General features: G+C 70.3%; 13 protein-coding genes and 4 tRNA genes. 7 read left to right on the forward strand and 10 right to left on the reverse strand.

The window, feature by feature from the left end; all coding sequences use genetic code 11:
• Positions 1–16 precede the first annotated feature (16 nt).
• Entirely contained in the window at positions 17–1,084 is a 1,068-nt protein-coding gene (purM, locus tag HEP81_RS20100) for a phosphoribosylformylglycinamidine cyclo-ligase (RefSeq protein ID WP_037650696.1), read from the forward strand.
• Positions 1,085–1,176: 92 nt separating this feature from the next.
• Here the strand turns inward: purM and HEP81_RS20105 are convergent, their stop codons facing one another.
• Both HEP81_RS20105 and HEP81_RS20110 read right to left on the reverse strand, forming a co-directional pair.
• The gene (locus HEP81_RS20105) at positions 1,177–1,425 is read right to left on the reverse strand and encodes a DUF3073 domain-containing protein (RefSeq protein ID WP_037650699.1); all 249 of its coding nucleotides are present in this window, start codon (positions 1,423–1,425) and stop codon (positions 1,177–1,179) included.
• A gap of 318 nt (positions 1,426–1,743) precedes the next feature.
• The gene (locus HEP81_RS20110) at positions 1,744–2,847 is read right to left on the reverse strand and encodes a Leu/Phe/Val dehydrogenase (protein WP_037650702.1); all 1,104 of its coding nucleotides are present in this window, start codon (positions 2,845–2,847) and stop codon (positions 1,744–1,746) included.
• A gap of 198 nt (positions 2,848–3,045) precedes the next feature.
• On the opposite strand from HEP81_RS20110, the gene HEP81_RS20115 reads away from it, so the two are divergent.
• Positions 3,046–3,888: a DUF8083 family protein gene (locus HEP81_RS20115; RefSeq protein ID WP_037650706.1), complete on the forward strand. Its 843-nt coding sequence runs from the start codon at positions 3,046–3,048 to the stop codon at positions 3,886–3,888.
• Between the two features lie 554 nt (positions 3,889–4,442).
• A complete protein-coding gene (bldC, locus tag HEP81_RS20120) occupies positions 4,443–4,649 on the forward strand; it encodes a developmental transcriptional regulator BldC (protein WP_003949541.1) in 207 nt (68 codons plus the stop codon).
• Between the two features lie 442 nt (positions 4,650–5,091).
• On the opposite strand, the gene HEP81_RS20125 is transcribed toward bldC, so the two are convergent.
• The 3 genes from HEP81_RS20125 to hrpA form a co-directional block, all read right to left on the reverse strand.
• The gene (locus HEP81_RS20125) at positions 5,092–5,244 is read right to left on the reverse strand and encodes a DUF6274 family protein (RefSeq protein ID WP_167739826.1); all 153 of its coding nucleotides are present in this window, start codon (positions 5,242–5,244) and stop codon (positions 5,092–5,094) included.
• Positions 5,245–5,468: 224 nt separating this feature from the next.
• Positions 5,469–5,543: transfer RNA gene (locus HEP81_RS20130), tRNA-Asp, on the reverse strand.
• A gap of 97 nt (positions 5,544–5,640) precedes the next feature.
• The gene (hrpA, locus tag HEP81_RS20135) at positions 5,641–9,585 is read right to left on the reverse strand and encodes an ATP-dependent RNA helicase HrpA (protein WP_037650709.1); all 3,945 of its coding nucleotides are present in this window, start codon (positions 9,583–9,585) and stop codon (positions 5,641–5,643) included.
• A gap of 162 nt (positions 9,586–9,747) precedes the next feature.
• Between hrpA and HEP81_RS20140 the strand changes: the two genes are divergently transcribed.
• Positions 9,748–10,788 carry a membrane protein gene (locus tag HEP81_RS20140; protein ID WP_037650712.1) on the forward strand — a complete coding sequence of 347 codons (1,041 nt, stop codon included), beginning with the start codon at positions 9,748–9,750 and terminating at the stop codon, positions 10,786–10,788.
• Here HEP81_RS20140 and HEP81_RS20145 read toward each other — a convergent pair.
• The 5 genes from HEP81_RS20145 to HEP81_RS20165 all read right to left on the reverse strand — a co-directional run bounded on the left by HEP81_RS20145 (position 10,785) and on the right by HEP81_RS20165 (position 13,152).
• Positions 10,785–11,126, reverse strand: a complete 342-nt coding sequence (locus HEP81_RS20145) for a hypothetical protein (RefSeq protein WP_051849826.1) — start codon at positions 11,124–11,126, stop codon at positions 10,785–10,787. The two genes, HEP81_RS20140 and HEP81_RS20145, sit on opposite strands and share 4 nt — an antisense overlap.
• A 77-nt stretch (positions 11,127–11,203) precedes the next feature.
• A tRNA-Phe gene (locus HEP81_RS20150) sits at positions 11,204–11,277 on the reverse strand.
• Between the two features lie 24 nt (positions 11,278–11,301).
• Positions 11,302–11,376, reverse strand: a tRNA-Asp gene (locus HEP81_RS20155).
• Between the two features lie 39 nt (positions 11,377–11,415).
• Positions 11,416–11,488: transfer RNA gene (locus HEP81_RS20160), tRNA-Glu, on the reverse strand.
• An 80-nt stretch (positions 11,489–11,568) separates the two neighbouring features.
• Complete coding sequence (locus tag HEP81_RS20165) at positions 11,569–13,152, reverse strand: metallophosphoesterase family protein (protein WP_037650714.1); 1,584 nt, start codon at positions 13,150–13,152, stop codon at positions 11,569–11,571.
• Between the two features lie 83 nt (positions 13,153–13,235).
• Between HEP81_RS20165 and HEP81_RS20170 the strand changes: the two genes are divergently transcribed.
• The 3 genes from HEP81_RS20170 to HEP81_RS20180 all read left to right on the forward strand — a co-directional run bounded on the left by HEP81_RS20170 (position 13,236) and on the right by HEP81_RS20180 (position 16,629).
• Positions 13,236–13,586, forward strand: a complete 351-nt coding sequence (locus HEP81_RS20170; RefSeq protein ID WP_037650716.1) for a metallopeptidase family protein — start codon at positions 13,236–13,238, stop codon at positions 13,584–13,586.
• Between the two features lie 149 nt (positions 13,587–13,735).
• Positions 13,736–14,254 (forward strand): hypothetical protein, encoded by a 519-nt coding sequence (locus HEP81_RS20175; protein WP_037650851.1) that lies wholly within the window; start codon positions 13,736–13,738, stop codon positions 14,252–14,254.
• A 218-nt stretch (positions 14,255–14,472) separates the two neighbouring features.
• Complete coding sequence (locus tag HEP81_RS20180; RefSeq protein WP_051849827.1) at positions 14,473–16,629, forward strand: DEAD/DEAH box helicase; 2,157 nt, start codon at positions 14,473–14,475, stop codon at positions 16,627–16,629.
• The last annotated feature ends 89 nt before the right edge of the window (positions 16,630–16,718 follow it).

Raw genomic sequence — 16,718 nt, forward strand, 5'->3', positions numbered from 1 at the left:
GAAAGCTCTCACAGTCATGTCTGAGACAACTGGTGCCAGCTACGCAGCGGCGGGCGTCGACATCGAGGCGGGCGACCGCGCCGTCGAGCTGATGAAGGAGTGGGTCAAGAAGACCCGGCGTCCCGAGGTCCTCGGTGGCATCGGCGGCTTCGCCGGACTCTTCGACGTCTCCGCCCTCAAGCGCTACGAGCGCCCCCTGCTCGCCTCCGCCACGGACGGCGTGGGCACCAAGGTGGACATCGCCCGCCGCCTGGGCGTCTACGACACCATCGGCCACGACCTGGTCGCCATGGTCATGGACGACATCGTGGTGTGCGGCGCCGAGCCGCTGTTCATGACCGACTACATCTGTGTCGGCAAGGTCCACCCCGAGCGGGTCGCCGCCATCGTCAAGGGCATCGCGGAGGGCTGTGTACTGGCCGGCTGCGCCCTGGTCGGCGGTGAGACGGCCGAACACCCGGGCCTGCTCGGCGCGGACGACTTCGATGTCGCGGGCGCCGGTACGGGCGTCGTGGAGGCCGACCGGCTGCTCGGCTCGGATCGCATCCGCAAGGGTGACACCGTGATCGCCATGGCGGCCTCCGGGCTTCACTCGAACGGGTACTCCCTGGTCCGCCACGTCCTGCTGAACACGGCGGGTCTGGCCCTGGAGTCGGAGGTGGCCGAGCTCGGCCGCACCCTCGGCGAGGAACTGCTGGAGCCCACCAAGATCTACTCGCTGGACTGCCTGGCGCTGACCCGCACGGCCGATGTGCACGCCTTCAGCCACATCACCGGCGGCGGTCTCGCGGCCAACCTGGCCCGGGTGATCCCGGACGATCTGCACGCCGTGGTCGACCGCACCACCTGGACCCCGGGCGCGATCTTCGACCTGGTCGGCAGGACCGGGAACGTGGAGCGCCTGGAGCTGGAGAAGACGCTGAACATGGGCGTCGGCATGATGGCGATCGTCCCCGAGGAATCCACCGAGGTGGCCCTCGCGACGCTGGCCGACCGGGGCGTCGAGGCCTGGGTGGCCGGCGAGATCACCGAGCGTGGCGACAAGGACAGCGGCGCGGAGCTGGTGGGGGACTACGCGAGCTGACGCCCGGTGTGGTGCCCGCGAGACCTGCTCGCGGGTAGCACAGAAGCCGGTCGGTGGCTGTGCCACCGACCGGACTGGTGCTCAGTGCAAGGTCAAGCGCCGCGACGGTGTTGTGAGGGACCGTCGTCCTCGTCGTCGTCGTCCTCATAGAGGTCGGCGTAACGGGAGTAAAGGTCGTCCTCGTCCTCGTCATCGTCCTCGAAAGGCTCGCCGTTCGGCGGCTGGTTCGAAGTTGATGCGCCCAGTTCACTGGCCAGACGTGACAGGTCAGTCCCACCGCTGTTGTACTTCAGCTGGCGGGCGACCTTTGTCTGCTTGGCCTTGGCCCGGCCGCGCCCCATGGCTCGACCCCCTCGGTGACGGGGCTCGACGGCCCCAGAGTCTGACACGCGTTCATGATCTGGATCGGACTCTCCGTGGAGAGGCCGGTCCGTAGGGCTTCCACGGTACCTGAGCCCGCGCCCATACGGTACGTCGCCCGCAGCACGCGCGTGTGCACAGAACCTTCGAGGCGCCCTGTCCTCGCTGGTCAGTGGCGATTTTAACCACTTATCGGGGAACGACCCGCCGATGGAAGTGAGAGTTCTCTCTAACCGGCCCTCGGCGGGTACCGCTCATGTGTGCGAACTGGGGTGCGCGCAGCCTTTCGCGCGACCGGGTCAGTGCCCGGTGCGGCCCGCGCGCGCCTCGGCCATCCGCTGCTCGGCGATCCGGTCGGCCGCCGCGGCCGGCGGAATTCCGTCTTCCTTCGCACGTGCGAATATGGCCAGCGTGGTGTCGAAGATCCGCGTCGCCTTCGCCCTGCACCGCTCGAAGTCGAAGCCGTGCAGCTCGTCGGCCACCTGGATGACCCCGCCCGCGTTCACCACGTAGTCCGGCGCGTAGAGGATCCCGCGGTCGGCGAGGTCCTTCTCCACACCCGGGTGGGCGAGCTGGTTGTTGGCCGCGCCGCACACCACCTTGGCGGTGAGCACCGGCACGGTCTCGTCGTTCAGGGCGCCGCCGAGCGCGCAGGGCGCGTAGATGTCCAGGCCCTCCAGCCGGATCAGCGCGTCGGTGTCGGCGACCGCCGTCACGCCCTCGTGCTCGTCGAGGATCCGCTGGACGGCGTCCGGGCGGACATCCGTGATGACGACCTTCGCGCCCTCGTCCAGCAGGTGGCGCACCAGATGGTGGCCGACCTTGCCGACCCCGGCGACACCGACCGTGCGATCGCGCAGCGAGGGGTCGCCCCACAGGTGCTGGGCGCAGGCGCGCATGCTCTGGTAGACGCCGAAGGAGGTCAGCACCGAGGAGTCGCCTGCGCCGCCGTTCTCCGGGGAGCGGCCGGTGGTCCAGCGGCATTCGCGGGCCACCACGTCCATGTCGGCCACATAGGTGCCGACGTCGCAGGCGGTGACGTAGCGCCCGCCGAGGGAGGCGACCATCCGGCCGTAGGCGAGCAGGAGTTCCTCGGTCTTGTCGCGCTCCGGGTCGCCGATGATCACGGCCTTGCCGCCGCCGTGGTCCAGGCCGGCCATGGCGTTCTTGTACGACATACCGCGCGCGAGGTTGAGCGCGTCGGCGACGGCCTCGGCCTCGGTGGCGTACGGGTAGAAGCGGGTGCCGCCGAGGGCCGGGCCCAGAGCGGTGGAGTGGAGCGCGATCACGGCCTTGAGGCCGCTGGCGCGGTCCTGGCAGAGCACGACCTGCTCATGACCGCCCTGCTCCGAGTGGAACAGGGTGTGCAGGACATCAGCAGGCGCGCCGGTTACGTCGGTCACTGTGGTGACTCCTGTGTACTAGCGGCGAGTGGGGCCAGCTCCCGTACGGGTGGCGGGTGCTGGTGGCATGAGCGTAGAGCCTGGGTCCGGGCACCGTCCGCGCAGTGTTCAGGATCACCCGCACGGGCTCACCGCACCTTCTTGGCCATGGCACGATTTGCAGTGTTTCCAGCCGGGTTCGATGGGGAGGGAGCAGGCGTGCCGAAGGTTTCCTCCGTGGTCGTCCCCTATGCCGCCTACCTGCGCGTGTACGAGCCGCTGGGCGCCTTCCCGGAGCCGGAGCGCGGCCACTGGGCGCGCTACGCCCGCCGCCGGGACCGGCCCTCGTACCAGGACGAACTGCGGCGCTCGCTGGCCGACTTGGTGCCGACCCCGCCCATCGCGGTACCGGTGCGCGAGAGCGGCGACGCCTTTGTGCTGGAGGTCGACGGGGTGGTCTGCGTGTGCCCCTGGCGGACCCGGCTGCGCGGCTGGCAGGCGCTGGAGGAACTCGGCGCGGAGCTGCCCCCGCCGGTGCTGGACGCGGTGCTGCCCCCGGTGGTGCGCCGGCAGGCGGCCCTGGACTACGAGCGCTGGCTCGGGCGCAATCCCGACGCCCGCCCGTGGATCCGCACGGCGACCTGGCAGGTGCCGGTGAACTGGTTCGTGCTGGTCACGGACGAGGAACGGCGGTACGACAAGGGGGCCGCCGAGGCGCCCCCGGTGCTGCGCTACCGCACGCCGATGGTGCAGGCCCGGCGCCGGGTGGCCAGGGCGCTGCGCACCCTGAAGGAGTCCGTGGGGGAAGGGCCGCTGGTCGACGGTCTGCTGGACGTCGGCCGCTGGCTGGAGGAGTTCCATCCGAGGTCGCTGGTGGAGCTGGACTACGGCGGTCTGGTGCATGTGCTGCCGGCCGACGAGTTGGCGGACGACCACTCGGCGGCGGATGTGGCCGAGGGCATCGAGGCGCTGCGCCGGGGGGACGAGGCCGCGGCCGGGGAGGCGTACGCGCGGCTCGTGGAGCGGTGGCGTGCGGTGCGGGATCGGCGTTCGGCGAACTGACGTTCAAACAGAAACCGCCAGAACGTGATCCGCGTCACAGCTCAGACGGCGTTCAACGGCGTACGGTCAAGCGCGCTTCACCCAACTGACGGGGCGTCGGCCCCGATCCGGGCGTTTGCGTCAAGGACGCCCGAAAGGTGATGGACTGCACGTACGGGGCCCTTGCGCCTCTTCCCCCTCCTCATGCCAAAATAGGACAAGGAGTCCGGGGAGGGCTCCTTCCGTCCAAGTGTGGTGCACTATGGGCGGAATCTCTGCATTGCACGCTTTGGGGGGTCTGATGCCTCCTGATCGCCCTGTGACTGATCGTCACGGTGGCGTGACTGTCCGCTATGGCATGGTCCATCGGCTTCCGTCGCTGATGAACACCTGGGAGGGCAATTCCATCGGTTTGGCCGACCGGGCTGGACAGATGGTGTAGTTGTAGTGCCGAGGACAAGCCGTTCGTCCTATAACCGACTCGACTCGCGTCCGCCATTTCGGGCAACGCGGGTCAAGGTGCAGAATTTAGAGGAAAGAACCGAGAAGGTTCGGTTCTCCCGAGGAGGCCGCTCATGACCGCTCGCACCCCTGATGCCGAGCCGCTGCTGACCCCGGCTGAGGTCGCCACCATGTTCCGCGTCGACCCCAAGACGGTCACGCGGTGGGCGAAGGCCGGCAAGCTCACGTCGATCCGCACGCTCGGCGGGCACCGCCGTTACCGCGAGGCTGAGGTCCGCGCTCTGCTCGCGGGCATCCCGCAGCAGCGCAGCGAGGCCTGACCGAGCAGGCGGAACAACTGAATACAGGGCGAAACGGCAGGCCCCCCAACCTGCCGAGGCGCCCGAAACCCTAGCTTCAAGCGACGCGGGACCTGCCCCAACAGGCCCCACGCCCAGGCCGAAAAGAACGTTGTAGGCAAGCGACACAGGGTGCGTCGTCGATCGCGCTGGACTCCGCCGGGTCCAGCGCGATCTGTTTTGTGCGCTGGTCGGGGGCGGGGTGAAGGGTCGATGAGGGTGCCGAGGGCGCACTCCGGTATGGAGTGCAATTGCACATATTAAATTGACCCGTTGTAGGAGAGGTGTAAGTTGCGCTGTTCTGAAAACTCATGCAGTGACACCCGTCACATGCCGGGTGACTTGTTGCCGCGGGCATGCGTACGCTAATGGAATCACCGGTTCCACTCTCCCCTGCGTGAAGGGGAGTTGGGACCCGCGCCGGTCACGCCGTACGAGATGGCCGGCCCTCGCTCATCGCCAGCCGCAGCAGCCGGTGGCAGTCCGGGCAGTGCCGGGTGAGATGCCGGTACGACGAGGCGGCCGCGAGGTGCGCTCGCAGCAGCGCCCGCGTCTCGTGCCTGACCGAGGTCCCCATGTCCTTCTGGGTACCGAGTGAAGTGGACGCAGTCAAGGCCGCGCGACGGCATGGAAGCGTCCGTAAGCGCCCAGACGGGGCCGCGTGAGCTTCTGATCGGGTTTGCCGACTTTCGTTGCCCTCAGGGGCCGTCAGGCGGCGCCGTGCGGGCGCGACTCCCCCTCTGGGGCCGGGACATGAGTAAGGCCCGCGATCCTCAAGGGATGCGGGCCTTACTTCTGCTGCGGTCCTGACGGGATTTGAACCCGCGGCCTCCACCTTGACAGGGTGGCGAGCACTCCAAGCTGCTCCACAGGACCAGGTTTCGCGGCACTTGGCTTGTTGCTTTGTGCTGCGAGATGAGACTGTACAGGAGGTGGGCCCGCCAGGTCGAACTCACCCCCTGTGAGCGGTCGGTTACGGTGCGGCCGCGTCGATCGCCTTCACGATCCGCTTGTCGGAGACGGGGTACGCCGTGCCCAGCGCATGCGCGAAATAGCTGACCCGCAGCTCCTCCAGCATCCAGCGGATGTCCAGGACCTGCTGCGGAACGGGCCGCCCCTGCGGAAGCTGCTCCAGCAGCCAGGCGTACTCGTCCCGCATCTCATGGACCTTCTCCATACGCGTGGTGTCCCGCTGCACGTTCGCCGGCATCTGCTGGAGCCGCCGGTCCGCCGCCACCAGGTACCGCATCAGATCCGGCAGCCGGCGTATCCCCGCCCAGGTGACGAACCCGGGCTTCACCAGCGCGTCCAGCTGCTCGCGGACGTCCGTGAGGTTCGCGAGGAGCGCGGGGCTGCGCACGGCCTTCAGGCGCCGCTCACAGGCCCCCCACGCGGCCAGCACCTGCTGCACCTGGCCGACCGTGCGCACCGTGGTGTCCACGATCTCGGCGCGCACCTTGTCGTACAGCTTCCGGTACGACTCCTCGTCCCACGCGGGGCCGCCGAAGTCCGCGATCAGCTTGTCCGCGGCGGCCATCGCACAGTCGTCGAACAGGGCCTGGATCGACCCGTGCGGATTGGCGGACAGCCCCAGCTTCTGCTGGTTGCTGAGCTTCTCGGACGCGAACTTGGCAGGGTTCACCGGGATGTTGCGCAGGATCAGCCGCCGGGTGCCCTTCCACATGGCCTCCGCCTGCTCGGCCTCCGTGTCGAAGAGCCGTACGGAGACCGTGTCGCCGTCGTCCACCAGCGCCGGGTACGCCCTCACCGGCTGTCCGGCCCGGCGCGTCTCGAAGACCCGGCTGAGCGTGCCGATCGTCCAGTCGGTCAGCCCCTCGCGCTCCAGGGCGGGCCCGCCCTCGCGGGACGCGGACGCCGCCGCGGCCTGGGAGAGCGCCTTGCGCGCCTTCGGCTTCAGGCTGAGCTTGAGCGCCTCCAGGTCCTTGTCCTCGGCCAGCTTCCGGCGCCGCTCGTCGACGATCCGGAAGGTGATCCGAAGATGCTCGGGGACCTTGGCCCAGTCGAAGTCCTCCGCCTCGAACGGCACCCCGACCATGCGCTTGAGCTCACGCGCCATCGTCACGGTCAGCGGCTCCTGGAGGGGCACCGCCCGCTCCAGGAACGCCTTGGCGTAGTTCGGCGCGGGCACGTAGTTGCGCCGGATCGGCTTGGGCAGGGACCGGATCAGCTCCGTGACGACCTCTTCCCGCAGGCCCGGGATCTGCCAGTCGAAGCCCTCGTCGGTGACCTGGTTGAGGACCTGGAGCGGGATGTGCACGGTCACACCGTCCGCGTCCGCGCCCGGCTCGAACTGGTAGGTGACCCGGAACTTCAGGGCACCCTGCCGCCAGCTGTCCGGATAGTCGTCCTTGGTGACGGCCTCCGCGGACTCGCGGATCAGCATCTCCCGCTCGAAGTCCAGGAAGTCCGGCTGCTCGTGCCGCTTCCGCTTCCACCAGGAGTCGAAGTGCGCGCCCGAGACGACATGTTCGGGCACCCGCTGCTCGTAGAAGTCGAACAGCGTCTCGTCGTCCACCACGATGTCCCGGCGCCGCGCCCGGTGCTCCAGCTCCTCGACCTCGCTGAGGAGCTTGCGGTTGTCGGCGTAGAACTTGTGGTGGGTGCGCCAGTCGCCCTCCACCAGCGCGTTGCGGATGAACAGCTCGCGGGAGACCTCGGGGTCGATCCGGCCGTAGTTCACCTTGCGCTGGGCGACGATCGGCACGCCGTACAGCGTGACCTTCTCGTACGCCATCACGGCCGCCTGGTCCTTCTCCCAGTGCGGCTCGCTGTACGTGCGCTTCAGCAGATGCCCGGCGATCGGCTCGACCCACTCGGGCTCGATCTTCGCGTTGACCCGCGCCCACAGCCGGCTGGTCTCCACCAGCTCGGCCGACATCACGAACTTGGGCTGCTTCTTGAACAGCGCCGAGCCCGGGAAGATCGCGAACTTGGCGTTGCGGGCGCCCAGATACTCGTTCTTGTTGCCCTCCCGTACGTCCTTCATCCCGACGTGGGAGAGGAGTCCGGCGAGCAGGGAGACATGGACGCGGTCGGCGGGGGCGTCGTCCTCGGCGAGATGGATGCCCATCTGCTTGGCCACGGTCCGCAGCTGGGTGTAGATGTCCTGCCACTCGCGGATGCGCAGGAAGTTCAGGTACTCCTGCTTGCACATCCGCCGGAACGAGCTGGAGCCGCGCTCCTTCTGCTGCTCGCGCACATACCGCCACAGGTTGAGATAGGCGAGGAAGTCGCTGGTCTCGTCCTTGAAACGGGCGTGCTGCTGGTCGGCCTGCGCCTGCTTGTCGGCGGGGCGTTCGCGCGGGTCCTGGATGGACAGGGCGGCCGCGATGACCATGACCTCGCGGACACAGCCGTTGCGGTCCGCCTCCAGCACCATCCGGGCGAGCCGCGGGTCCACGGGCAGCTGGGCGAGCTTGCGGCCGGTGTCGGTGAGCCGCTTGCGGGGGTCCTTCTCCGCGGGGTCGATCGCGCCCAGTTCCTGGAGGAGCTGCACGCCGTCGCGGATGTTGCGGTGGTCCGGCGGGTCGATGAACGGGAACTTCTCGATGTCGCCGAGGCCGGCCGCGGTCATCTGGAGGATGACGGAGGCCAGGTTGGTGCGCAGGATCTCCGCGTCGGTGAACTCCGGCCGGGCCAGGAAGTCGTCCTCGCTGTACAGCCGGATGCAGATGCCGTCGGAGGTACGGCCGCAGCGGCCCTTGCGCTGGTTGGCGCTGGCCTGCGAGACCGGCTCGATGGGCAGCCGCTGGACCTTGGTGCGGTGGCTGTAGCGGCTGATCCGGGCGAAGCCGGGGTCGATGACGTACTTGATGCCCGGGACGGTCAGCGAGGTCTCGGCGACGTTCGTGGCCAGCACGATCCGGCGCCCGGTGTGCTGCTGGAAGACCCGGTGCTGCTCGGCGTGCGACAGCCGGGCGTACAGCGGCAGCACCTCGGTGAATCTGTACTTCTTCTTCTCCAGCGCGTCCGCCGTGTCGCGGATCTCCCGCTCGCCGGAGAGGAAGACGAGGATGTCGCCCTTGCCCTCGGCCTGGAGCTCCTCGACCGCGTCACAGATCGCGGTGATCTGGTCGCGGTCGGCGTCCTCGGACTCTTCTTCGAGCAGCGGCCGGTAGCGCACCTCCACGGGGTACGTCCGCCCGCTGACCTCGACGATCGGGGCGTCCCCGAAGTGCCGGGAGAAGCGCTCGGGGTCGATGGTCGCCGAGGTGATGACGACCTTGAGGTCCGGCCGCTTGGGCAGCAGCTGGGCGAGATAGCCCAGCAGGAAGTCGATGTTGAGGGACCGCTCGTGGGCCTCGTCGATGATGATCGTGTCGTAGGCGCGCAGCTCGCGGTCGGTCTGGATCTCGGCGAGCAGGATGCCGTCCGTCATCAGCTTCACGAAGGTGGCGTCCGGGTTCACCTGGTCGGTGAACCGCACCTTCCAGCCGACGGCCTCGCCGAGCGGGGTGCGCAGCTCCTCGGCGACACGCTCGGCGACGGTACGGGCGGCGATCCGGCGGGGCTGGGTGTGCCCGATCATGCCGCGCACACCGCGGCCCAGTTCCAGACAGATCTTGGGGATCTGCGTCGTCTTTCCGGAACCGGTCTCACCGGCGACGATGACGACCTGGTGATCGCGGATGGCCGCCGCGATCTCGTCCTTCTTCTGGCTGACGGGCAGCTGTTCGGGATAGGTGACGGCCGGCACGCGGGCGCGCCGCTCGGCCATCCGGCCCGCCGCCTTGTCGAGCTCGCCCTCGATCTCGGCGAACACGGCATCACGGGCTTCGGGCTTACGGATCTTGCGCGCGCCCTCGAGCCGCCGTCCGAGCCGGTGCGCGTCACGCAGCGACAACTCGGTCAGACGGGCGGCGAGGGAGCCGAGGGCGGGGGCTGGATGCGTAGACATACGCGATCCAGGATCTCACCTCGGCCGAAACCCGGTCGACTGATTTGCCGCCGGTGCGGGGCTGTGCCGATATGCGGCCCCCGCGTGGGCGCGATCAGCCGCCGCGAGCCCGCACCCGGCGATCGACAGGCACCTCCCACGGCGAGATGCCAGAGTTCCCCTATGTCCGATTCGCGTATTTCCGAGTCGCGCTGGACGACGTTCAAGCGGTCCCCCTTCCTCCCCGCCACCGTCCTGCTCCTTCTCATCTCCGCCGCCGCCGGCCTCTTCGCGGGCTCCTACACCTACGCCATGGCGAACCCGACCCCGCACAGCATCCCGGCCGCGGTCACCGGCCCCTACGACCGCCCGCCGGCCCGCCCCTTCATCGCGGGCATGGAGCACGCCCTGTCGGCCTCGCTGAAGCTGCACCCGTACCCGGACCGGGCCGCGGCCGTCCGCGCCGTGGACCAGCAGCGCGTCTTCGCGGTGATCGGCGCGCCCTCGGGTGGCGGCCCGGTCCGGGTGGACGTCTCCGCGGCCTCCGGTGCGACCGTCGCGCAGGTCCTCGGGGAGGCCGCGGGGAGCGTGGGCCGGGCCACCGGGACAGCCGTCGTGCTGCACGACCTCAAGCCGCTCCAGAAGGGTGACCCGCGAGGGCTGGCGATCTTCTACATCTCCCTCGCCGCCGTGGTGATCGGCTTCATCGGCGCGATCCAGCTCAGCGTGCACGCGAAGGCGCTGAACCCGTTGGAGCGCATCGCCTTCACCGTCGGCTACGCCCTGCTCGGCGGGTTCACGATCGCCGCGGTGGTGGACTGGTGGCTGGGCGCGCTGCGACTGCCGTTCGTGGAGTCCTGGCTGATCCTCGCCCTGACGATGTTCACGTCCGGCATGGTCTTCACGATGTTCAACACGATGTTCGGGCGCTGGGCCATGCTGCCGACCTGGGGCCTGATGGTGCTGCTCGGCAACCCCTCGTCCGGGGGTGCCGTCTCCTGGCCGCTGCTGCCGTCCGCGCTCGGCACCATCGGCCGCTGGCTGCCGCCGGGCGCCTCGGTGAACGCCCAGCACACCGCGGTCTACTTCCGGGGCGACCAGCACGCCTTCCCGTTCCTGGTGCTGGCCGGCTGGTCCGTCCTGGCCTGTGCGATCTTCCTGGTCTGGCGGCACCGCCACCCGGGCGGACGCCCGACGGGCCCGGCCCGGGAGGTCGGCGCCTAGGAGGTCGGGGCGGGCGTCGCGGGGGTGGGAACGGCGTCGGTGCCGGCGGGGGCCGCAGGCGCCGAGGGGGCCGGCGCGGGCGGCTGCTGGACCGGCCCGCCGGCCAGGGTCATGGACCGCGCGGTGTTGGAGACGGCCTTGATGCCCAGATAGGCGGTGGTCATGCTGCTGACCGCGGTGAAGGCGGCGGTGAGGATGCCGACGATCACCGAGGTGTCGCCCTTGAGCCGCCAGACCCCGACGACCGCCACGGCGACGATCGCGACATTGCTGGCTATCACCGCCAGCAGGCCGAACTTCGCCTTGTCCTTTTCGAGCTCGATCTCGGTGCCGCTCATGGGTCCCCCCGACCTGGCTGAAGCGCGACGCTGCCATACGACGAAGGCCCCGTTCGTCGAACGGGGCCTTCGGGTTGTGGCTGGGGCCGGGGTCGAACCGGCGACCTATCGCTTTTCAGGCGATCGCTCGTACCAACTGAGCTACCCAGCCACGAGGTTTCACGTGAAACCTCAGCGGTCCTGACGGGATTTGAACCCGCGGCCTCCACCTTGACAGGGTGGCGAGCACTCCAAACTGCTCCACAGGACCAAGCTGTTTGTGTGCAACAGTGTCGCACACGATCTTGCGTGCCCCCAACGGGATTCGAACCCGTGCTACCGCCTTGAAAGGGCGGCGTCCTAGGCCGCTAGACGATGAGGGCTATCGGCCCGCCTGGGCGCTTCTCAGCGCGTCGGGGACGTGAGAAGCATATGGGATGGCGAGGGGGATCGCCAAAACGGTTTACGGGCGGCGGGCGGAGCCCCCGTTCCCGGAGGGCGAGGGAGCGGTCGACGGGGGTGTCGCGCCGGACCGGTTGTCGTCCGCCAGATGGCGGCTGACCTCGGCCGTCGTCAGTCCGAGGCCACCCAGCCGGATCGCGTCCCACGCCTGGAGCCGATGGCTGTCACGGTCGAAATAGAGCACCGACGCCTCGATCGGCGCGGGGTGCTTCCCCTCCACCGCGCGCAGCCCGCTGCCCCCGGTCGAGCCCTCCATCCGCAGCCGTGTCCCGTACGGCAGCTTCTCGTCCCCCTCGTGGTGCAGATGCCCGCACAGCACCAGCGGCACCTCCCCGTCCGTCTCCCGCGCCGCCACCGGTTCATGCGCGATCGCCACGTCCACCGGTGTCCCCGCGGTCCGCTGGGAACGCAGCGCGCTGTCCAGCCGGTCGCCCGCCAGCCGCTCGGCGGCGTCACCGCCCGGCACCACCGCGCGGTCCGGGGTGAACTGCGGATCGCCGATGCCCGCGAAGCGCAGCCCGCCCACCGTCCGCGCCCGGCCGTCGTCCAGCACCCGGACGTTCTTCATACGCTCCAGATAGCGCTGGGTGGTCCTGGAGTCGTGGTTGCCCCGCACCCAGACGTACGGCACGCCCAGCTGGGCGATCGGGTCCAGGAAGCCGTTCTCCGCCGCCGTGCCGTGGTCCATCGTGTCGCCGGAGTCCACGATCACATTCACCTTGTACTGCTTCACCAGCGAGGCGATGATCTTCCAGCTCGCCGGGTTCAGATGGATGTCCGAGACATGCAGGACCCGGATGGTGGAGGGGTCCGGCTGGTAGGTGGGCAGCGTGGACGTGACGTCGTACAGCTTGGTCACGTTCGTCACCAGGCGGGCCAACTCCTGCTGGTAGACGTCGAAGTCGCTGACGATGCCGCGCGCGTTGCCGATCACCGAGGGCGCGGAGGACAGCAGTCCGGAGAACCTCGGCTCCAGTACCGACTTGGGGTTCCAGGTGGCGTACGCGGAGATGCCCGAGGCGGCCAGCAGCGCGAGGGCGAGTCCGCCGGCCGTGAGCGCGCGGCTCGGGCGCCGGTAGACGGCGAAGCCGAGGGCGCCCGCGCCGACCACCACGGCGACGCCGGAGCGCACGGCGAGGTCGAGGGTGCCGTGCTCCACGTCGTGGACCACCTCGTCCTGGAGACCGGAGATCCGGTCCGGGTGGTCCACCAGTTCCTGGGAGCGCAGCGGGTCCAGCTGGTCGACGTTGACGTCCAGCCGGACCGGCGCGACATGGCTGTCCAGGGTGAGCGCGCCCAGCGGGGACACATTGATCTTGGTGCCGCCGGTCAGTGAGGGGCGCAGCGCCATCGTGGTGTTCATCGGGCCGACCGGTGTCCGCACATTGCCGACGACCAGCAGTCCCAGCCAGGCGCCGACCAGCACGACCGCGGTGAGGCCGAGCGCGCCGAGCCACGGCCGGGGGCGGGCGGCGAGCTCCAGCTCGGGGAGCGGCCGGGGGCGGGAATCGGGACGGGGGCGGCGGAAGAGGGCGGCGGCGAGGTTCGGCATGCGGTTCAGGACGGCGACGGGGACGCGGACCATTGATCCCGTATGCCCAAATGCGGGCGGGGGTATGCGGCGCTCCGCCGCTCCCGTACCACTGTCACGTGCCCGACAATGGCGCTGTGCTGGAGATGACGCGCGAGGAGTTCGAGGAACTGGTCGCCGAGGCGCTCGACCGGATCCCGCCGGAGCTGACGCGGCTCATGGACAACGTGGCGGTGTTCGTGGAGGACGAACCGCCCGCCGCCGATCCCGATCTGCTCGGTCTGTACGAGGGCACCCCGCTGACCGAGCGGGGCGAGTGGTACGCCGGGGTGCTGCCGGACCGGATCACGGTCTACCGGGGGCCGACGCTGCGGATGTGCGACACCCGCGAGGACGTCGTGGCGGAGACCGAGGTGACCGTGGTGCACGAGATCGCCCATCACTTCGGCATCGACGACGCCCGGCTGCACGCGCTCGGCTACGGGTGACGGGGCGTCGGGGCGGATGCGGGGGAGGCGGGCGCGGCCGCAGGAGCCGTACGGGCCGGGTGGGTTGATGCGTACGTGGCGCGTGTCCTCCTGCGGGCGACGGGAGTTGGACAGGTTGACCCCGTTCCCTGTCCCCGGAGGTGGCCGCCGTGCGCCCCTTGCCCGTACCCGTACGTCTGGTCGTCACGGCACTGGCCGTCTCCGTCGCCACCGGCTGTGTGAACGTGGGTGACGCCGCCGGCCGGACCGCGCCCTCGCACTCCACGGAACGGCACGGCGGCGCCGGAGCGGCGGTGGGCGCAGGACCCGCGGCGGACGGCGCGGCCGGGCCGGGCCGCGTCGCACCCGGGGGTGACGGCAAGCACGGGCACGGCGGGAAGCCGAAGCCGGGGGAGTCGGCACCGGCGTCCTCGGCCGACGCGTCCGGCGCCGACAGCGCCTCCGCGGACCCCGCCAAGCCCCGCAAGAGCCCCGGGGCCCCGCCGGCCCCGCCCGCGCAGCAGCCGACCCCCGGGTCCACCACCGCGCCGCCCCCGCCCCCGCCGACCACCCCGCCGCCGCCCGACACCGAGCCACCTTCGGCCGAACCCTCCTCCTCGGCGCACGAGGACCCCGGCCCCCAGCTGGTGCAACGCGAACCGGCACCCGCGGCGGGCGTCCCGATGTGACCGGACGCACCCTCCGAGGCGGCCCATCGGTTTGCCTTCAGGGGTGGGGGGTGCGTATGGTGGTAGATCGTTTGATCCCATTTGCCCGGCGCCACTGCAGAGCGCGCCGTGTGGCGCGTACTCTCCCTTGCCGTGGCGGACCGCATTGAGGCGGTCGTGTGCGAATCACGGAGTTGACGGGCGCGTGCCGAAGAGACTCCGGAAGGTTTCGCATTCGCATGTCCGTGTCCAGTTTTGACCAGATCGTCGTGCCCGAAAACGAGAACGTGAACGAACTCGTGGACGAGGCGACCGAGGCCACTGAGACCCAGGCCACTGAGGCCCCCCAGACCCCCCAGATCACCTTTGCCGACCTCGGCCTCCCCGAGGGCATCGTGCGCAAGCTCGCGCAGAACGGCGTGACGTCCCCCTTCCCGATCCAGGCCGCGACCATCCCGGACGCCCTGCTCGGCAAGGACATCCTCGGCCGCGGCCGCACCGGCTCCGGCAAGACCCTCTCCTTCGGTCTGCCGACGCTGGCCCGGCTGGCCGGCGGCCGCACCGAGAAGAAGCGCCCCCGCGCGGTCATCCTCACCCCGACCCGTGAGCTGGCCATGCAGGTCGCGGACGCCCTCCAGCCGTACGGCGACGTCGTCGGCCTGAAGATGAAGGTCGTCTGCGGCGGCACGTCCATGGGCAACCAGATCTACGCCCTGGAGCGCGGCGTCGACATCCTCGTCGCCACCCCGGGCCGGCTGCGCGACATCATCAACCGCGGCGCCTGCTCGCTGGAGGACGTCCAGATCACCGTCCTGGACGAGGCCGACCAGATGTCCGACCTGGGCTTCCTGCCCGAGGTCACCGAGCTGCTGGACCAGGTCCCGGCCGACGGTCAGCGCATGCTCTTCTCCGCCACCATGGAGAACGAGATCCAGACCCTCGTCGACCGCTACCTGAAGAACCCCGTCTCCCACGAGGTGGACGCGGCCCAGGGCGCGGTGACGACCATGTCGCACCACATCCTCATCGTGAAGCCCAAGGACAAGGCGCCGGTCACCGCCGCGATCGCCTCCCGCAAGGGCCGCACGATCATCTTCGTCCGCACCCAGCTGGGCGCCGACCGCGTCGCCGAGCAGCTGCGCGACGCGGGTGTGAAGGCCGACGCGCTGCACGGCGGCATGACCCAGGGCGCGCGTACCCGCACCCTGGCGGACTTCAAGGACGGTTACGTCAACGTCCTGGTCGCCACCGACGTCGCCGCCCGCGGCATCCACGTGGACGGCATCGACCTGGTCCTCAACGTGGACCCGGCCGGCGACCACAAGGACTACCTGCACCGTGCGGGCCGTACCGCGCGTGCGGGCCGTACCGGCACCGTCGTCTCCCTGTCGCTGCCGCACCAGCGCCGCCAGATCTTCCGTCTGATGGAGGACGCCGGCGTCGACGCGGGCCGCCACATCATCCAGGGCGGCGCCGCCTTCGAGCCGGAGGTCGCCGAGATCACCGGCGCCCGGTCCATGACCGAGGTGCAGGCCGAGTCCGCGGGCAACGCCGCGCAGCAGGCCGAGCGCGAGGTCGGCCAGCTGACCAAGCAGCTGGAGCGTGCCCAGCGCCGCGCCACTGAGCTGCGCGAGGAGGCCGACCGCCTGGTGGCCCGGGTCGCCCGCGAGCGCGGTGAGGACCCGGAGACCGCGGTGGCCGAGGCGCAGGCCTCCGCCGCCGAGGAGCTGGCGGCCGAGGCGCCCGCCGCCCGGGAGACCGAGCGCGAGGAGCGTCCGGCGGCTTCGGCGGCGCCCGAGCGCCGCGACGACCGTCGTCCGTTCGACCGTGACCGCCGCGACGACCGCGGTGGCCGTGGCTTCGAGCGCCGTGACGACCGTGGTGGCCGTTCCTTCGAGCGCCGTGACGACCGTGGCGGCTTCCGCCGTGACGACCGCGGTGACCGTCGTGACGACCGTGGTGGCCGCTCCTTCGAGCGCCGCGACGACCGTCGTCCGTTCGACCGTGACCGCCGTGACGACCGTGGCGGTCGCTCCTTCGAGCGCCGTGACGACCGCCGCGACGACCGTGGTGGCCGTTCCTTCGAACGCCGTGACGACCGTGGCGGCTTCCGCCGTGACGACCGCGGCGAGCGCCGTGACGACCGTGGTGGCCGTTCCTTCGAGCGTCGTGACGACCGCGGTGGCGACCGTGGCGGCTTCCGCCGTGACGACCGCGGTGGCCACCGGGGCAGCGACCGTCCGTTCAACCGCGACCGCCGCGACGACCGTCCGGGCTTCCGCTCCGGCGGCCACGAGCGCCCCTACGGCCGTCGTGACGACCACCGCGGCACCGGCGGCACCGGCTCCTCCTTCGGCCGCCGCGACGACAAGCCGCGCTGGAAGCGCAACGGCTGACGGATCGCCGTAGAACAGCGAAGGGCCCGCACGACCCACGTCGTGCGGGCCCTTCCGCGTACCGCCCCCGAGTGACGCATGTCACGCCC

Source organism: Streptomyces griseofuscus (assembly GCF_014673495.1).
GTDB classification, from domain to species: Bacteria; Actinomycetota; Actinomycetes; order Streptomycetales; family Streptomycetaceae; genus Streptomyces; species Streptomyces murinus.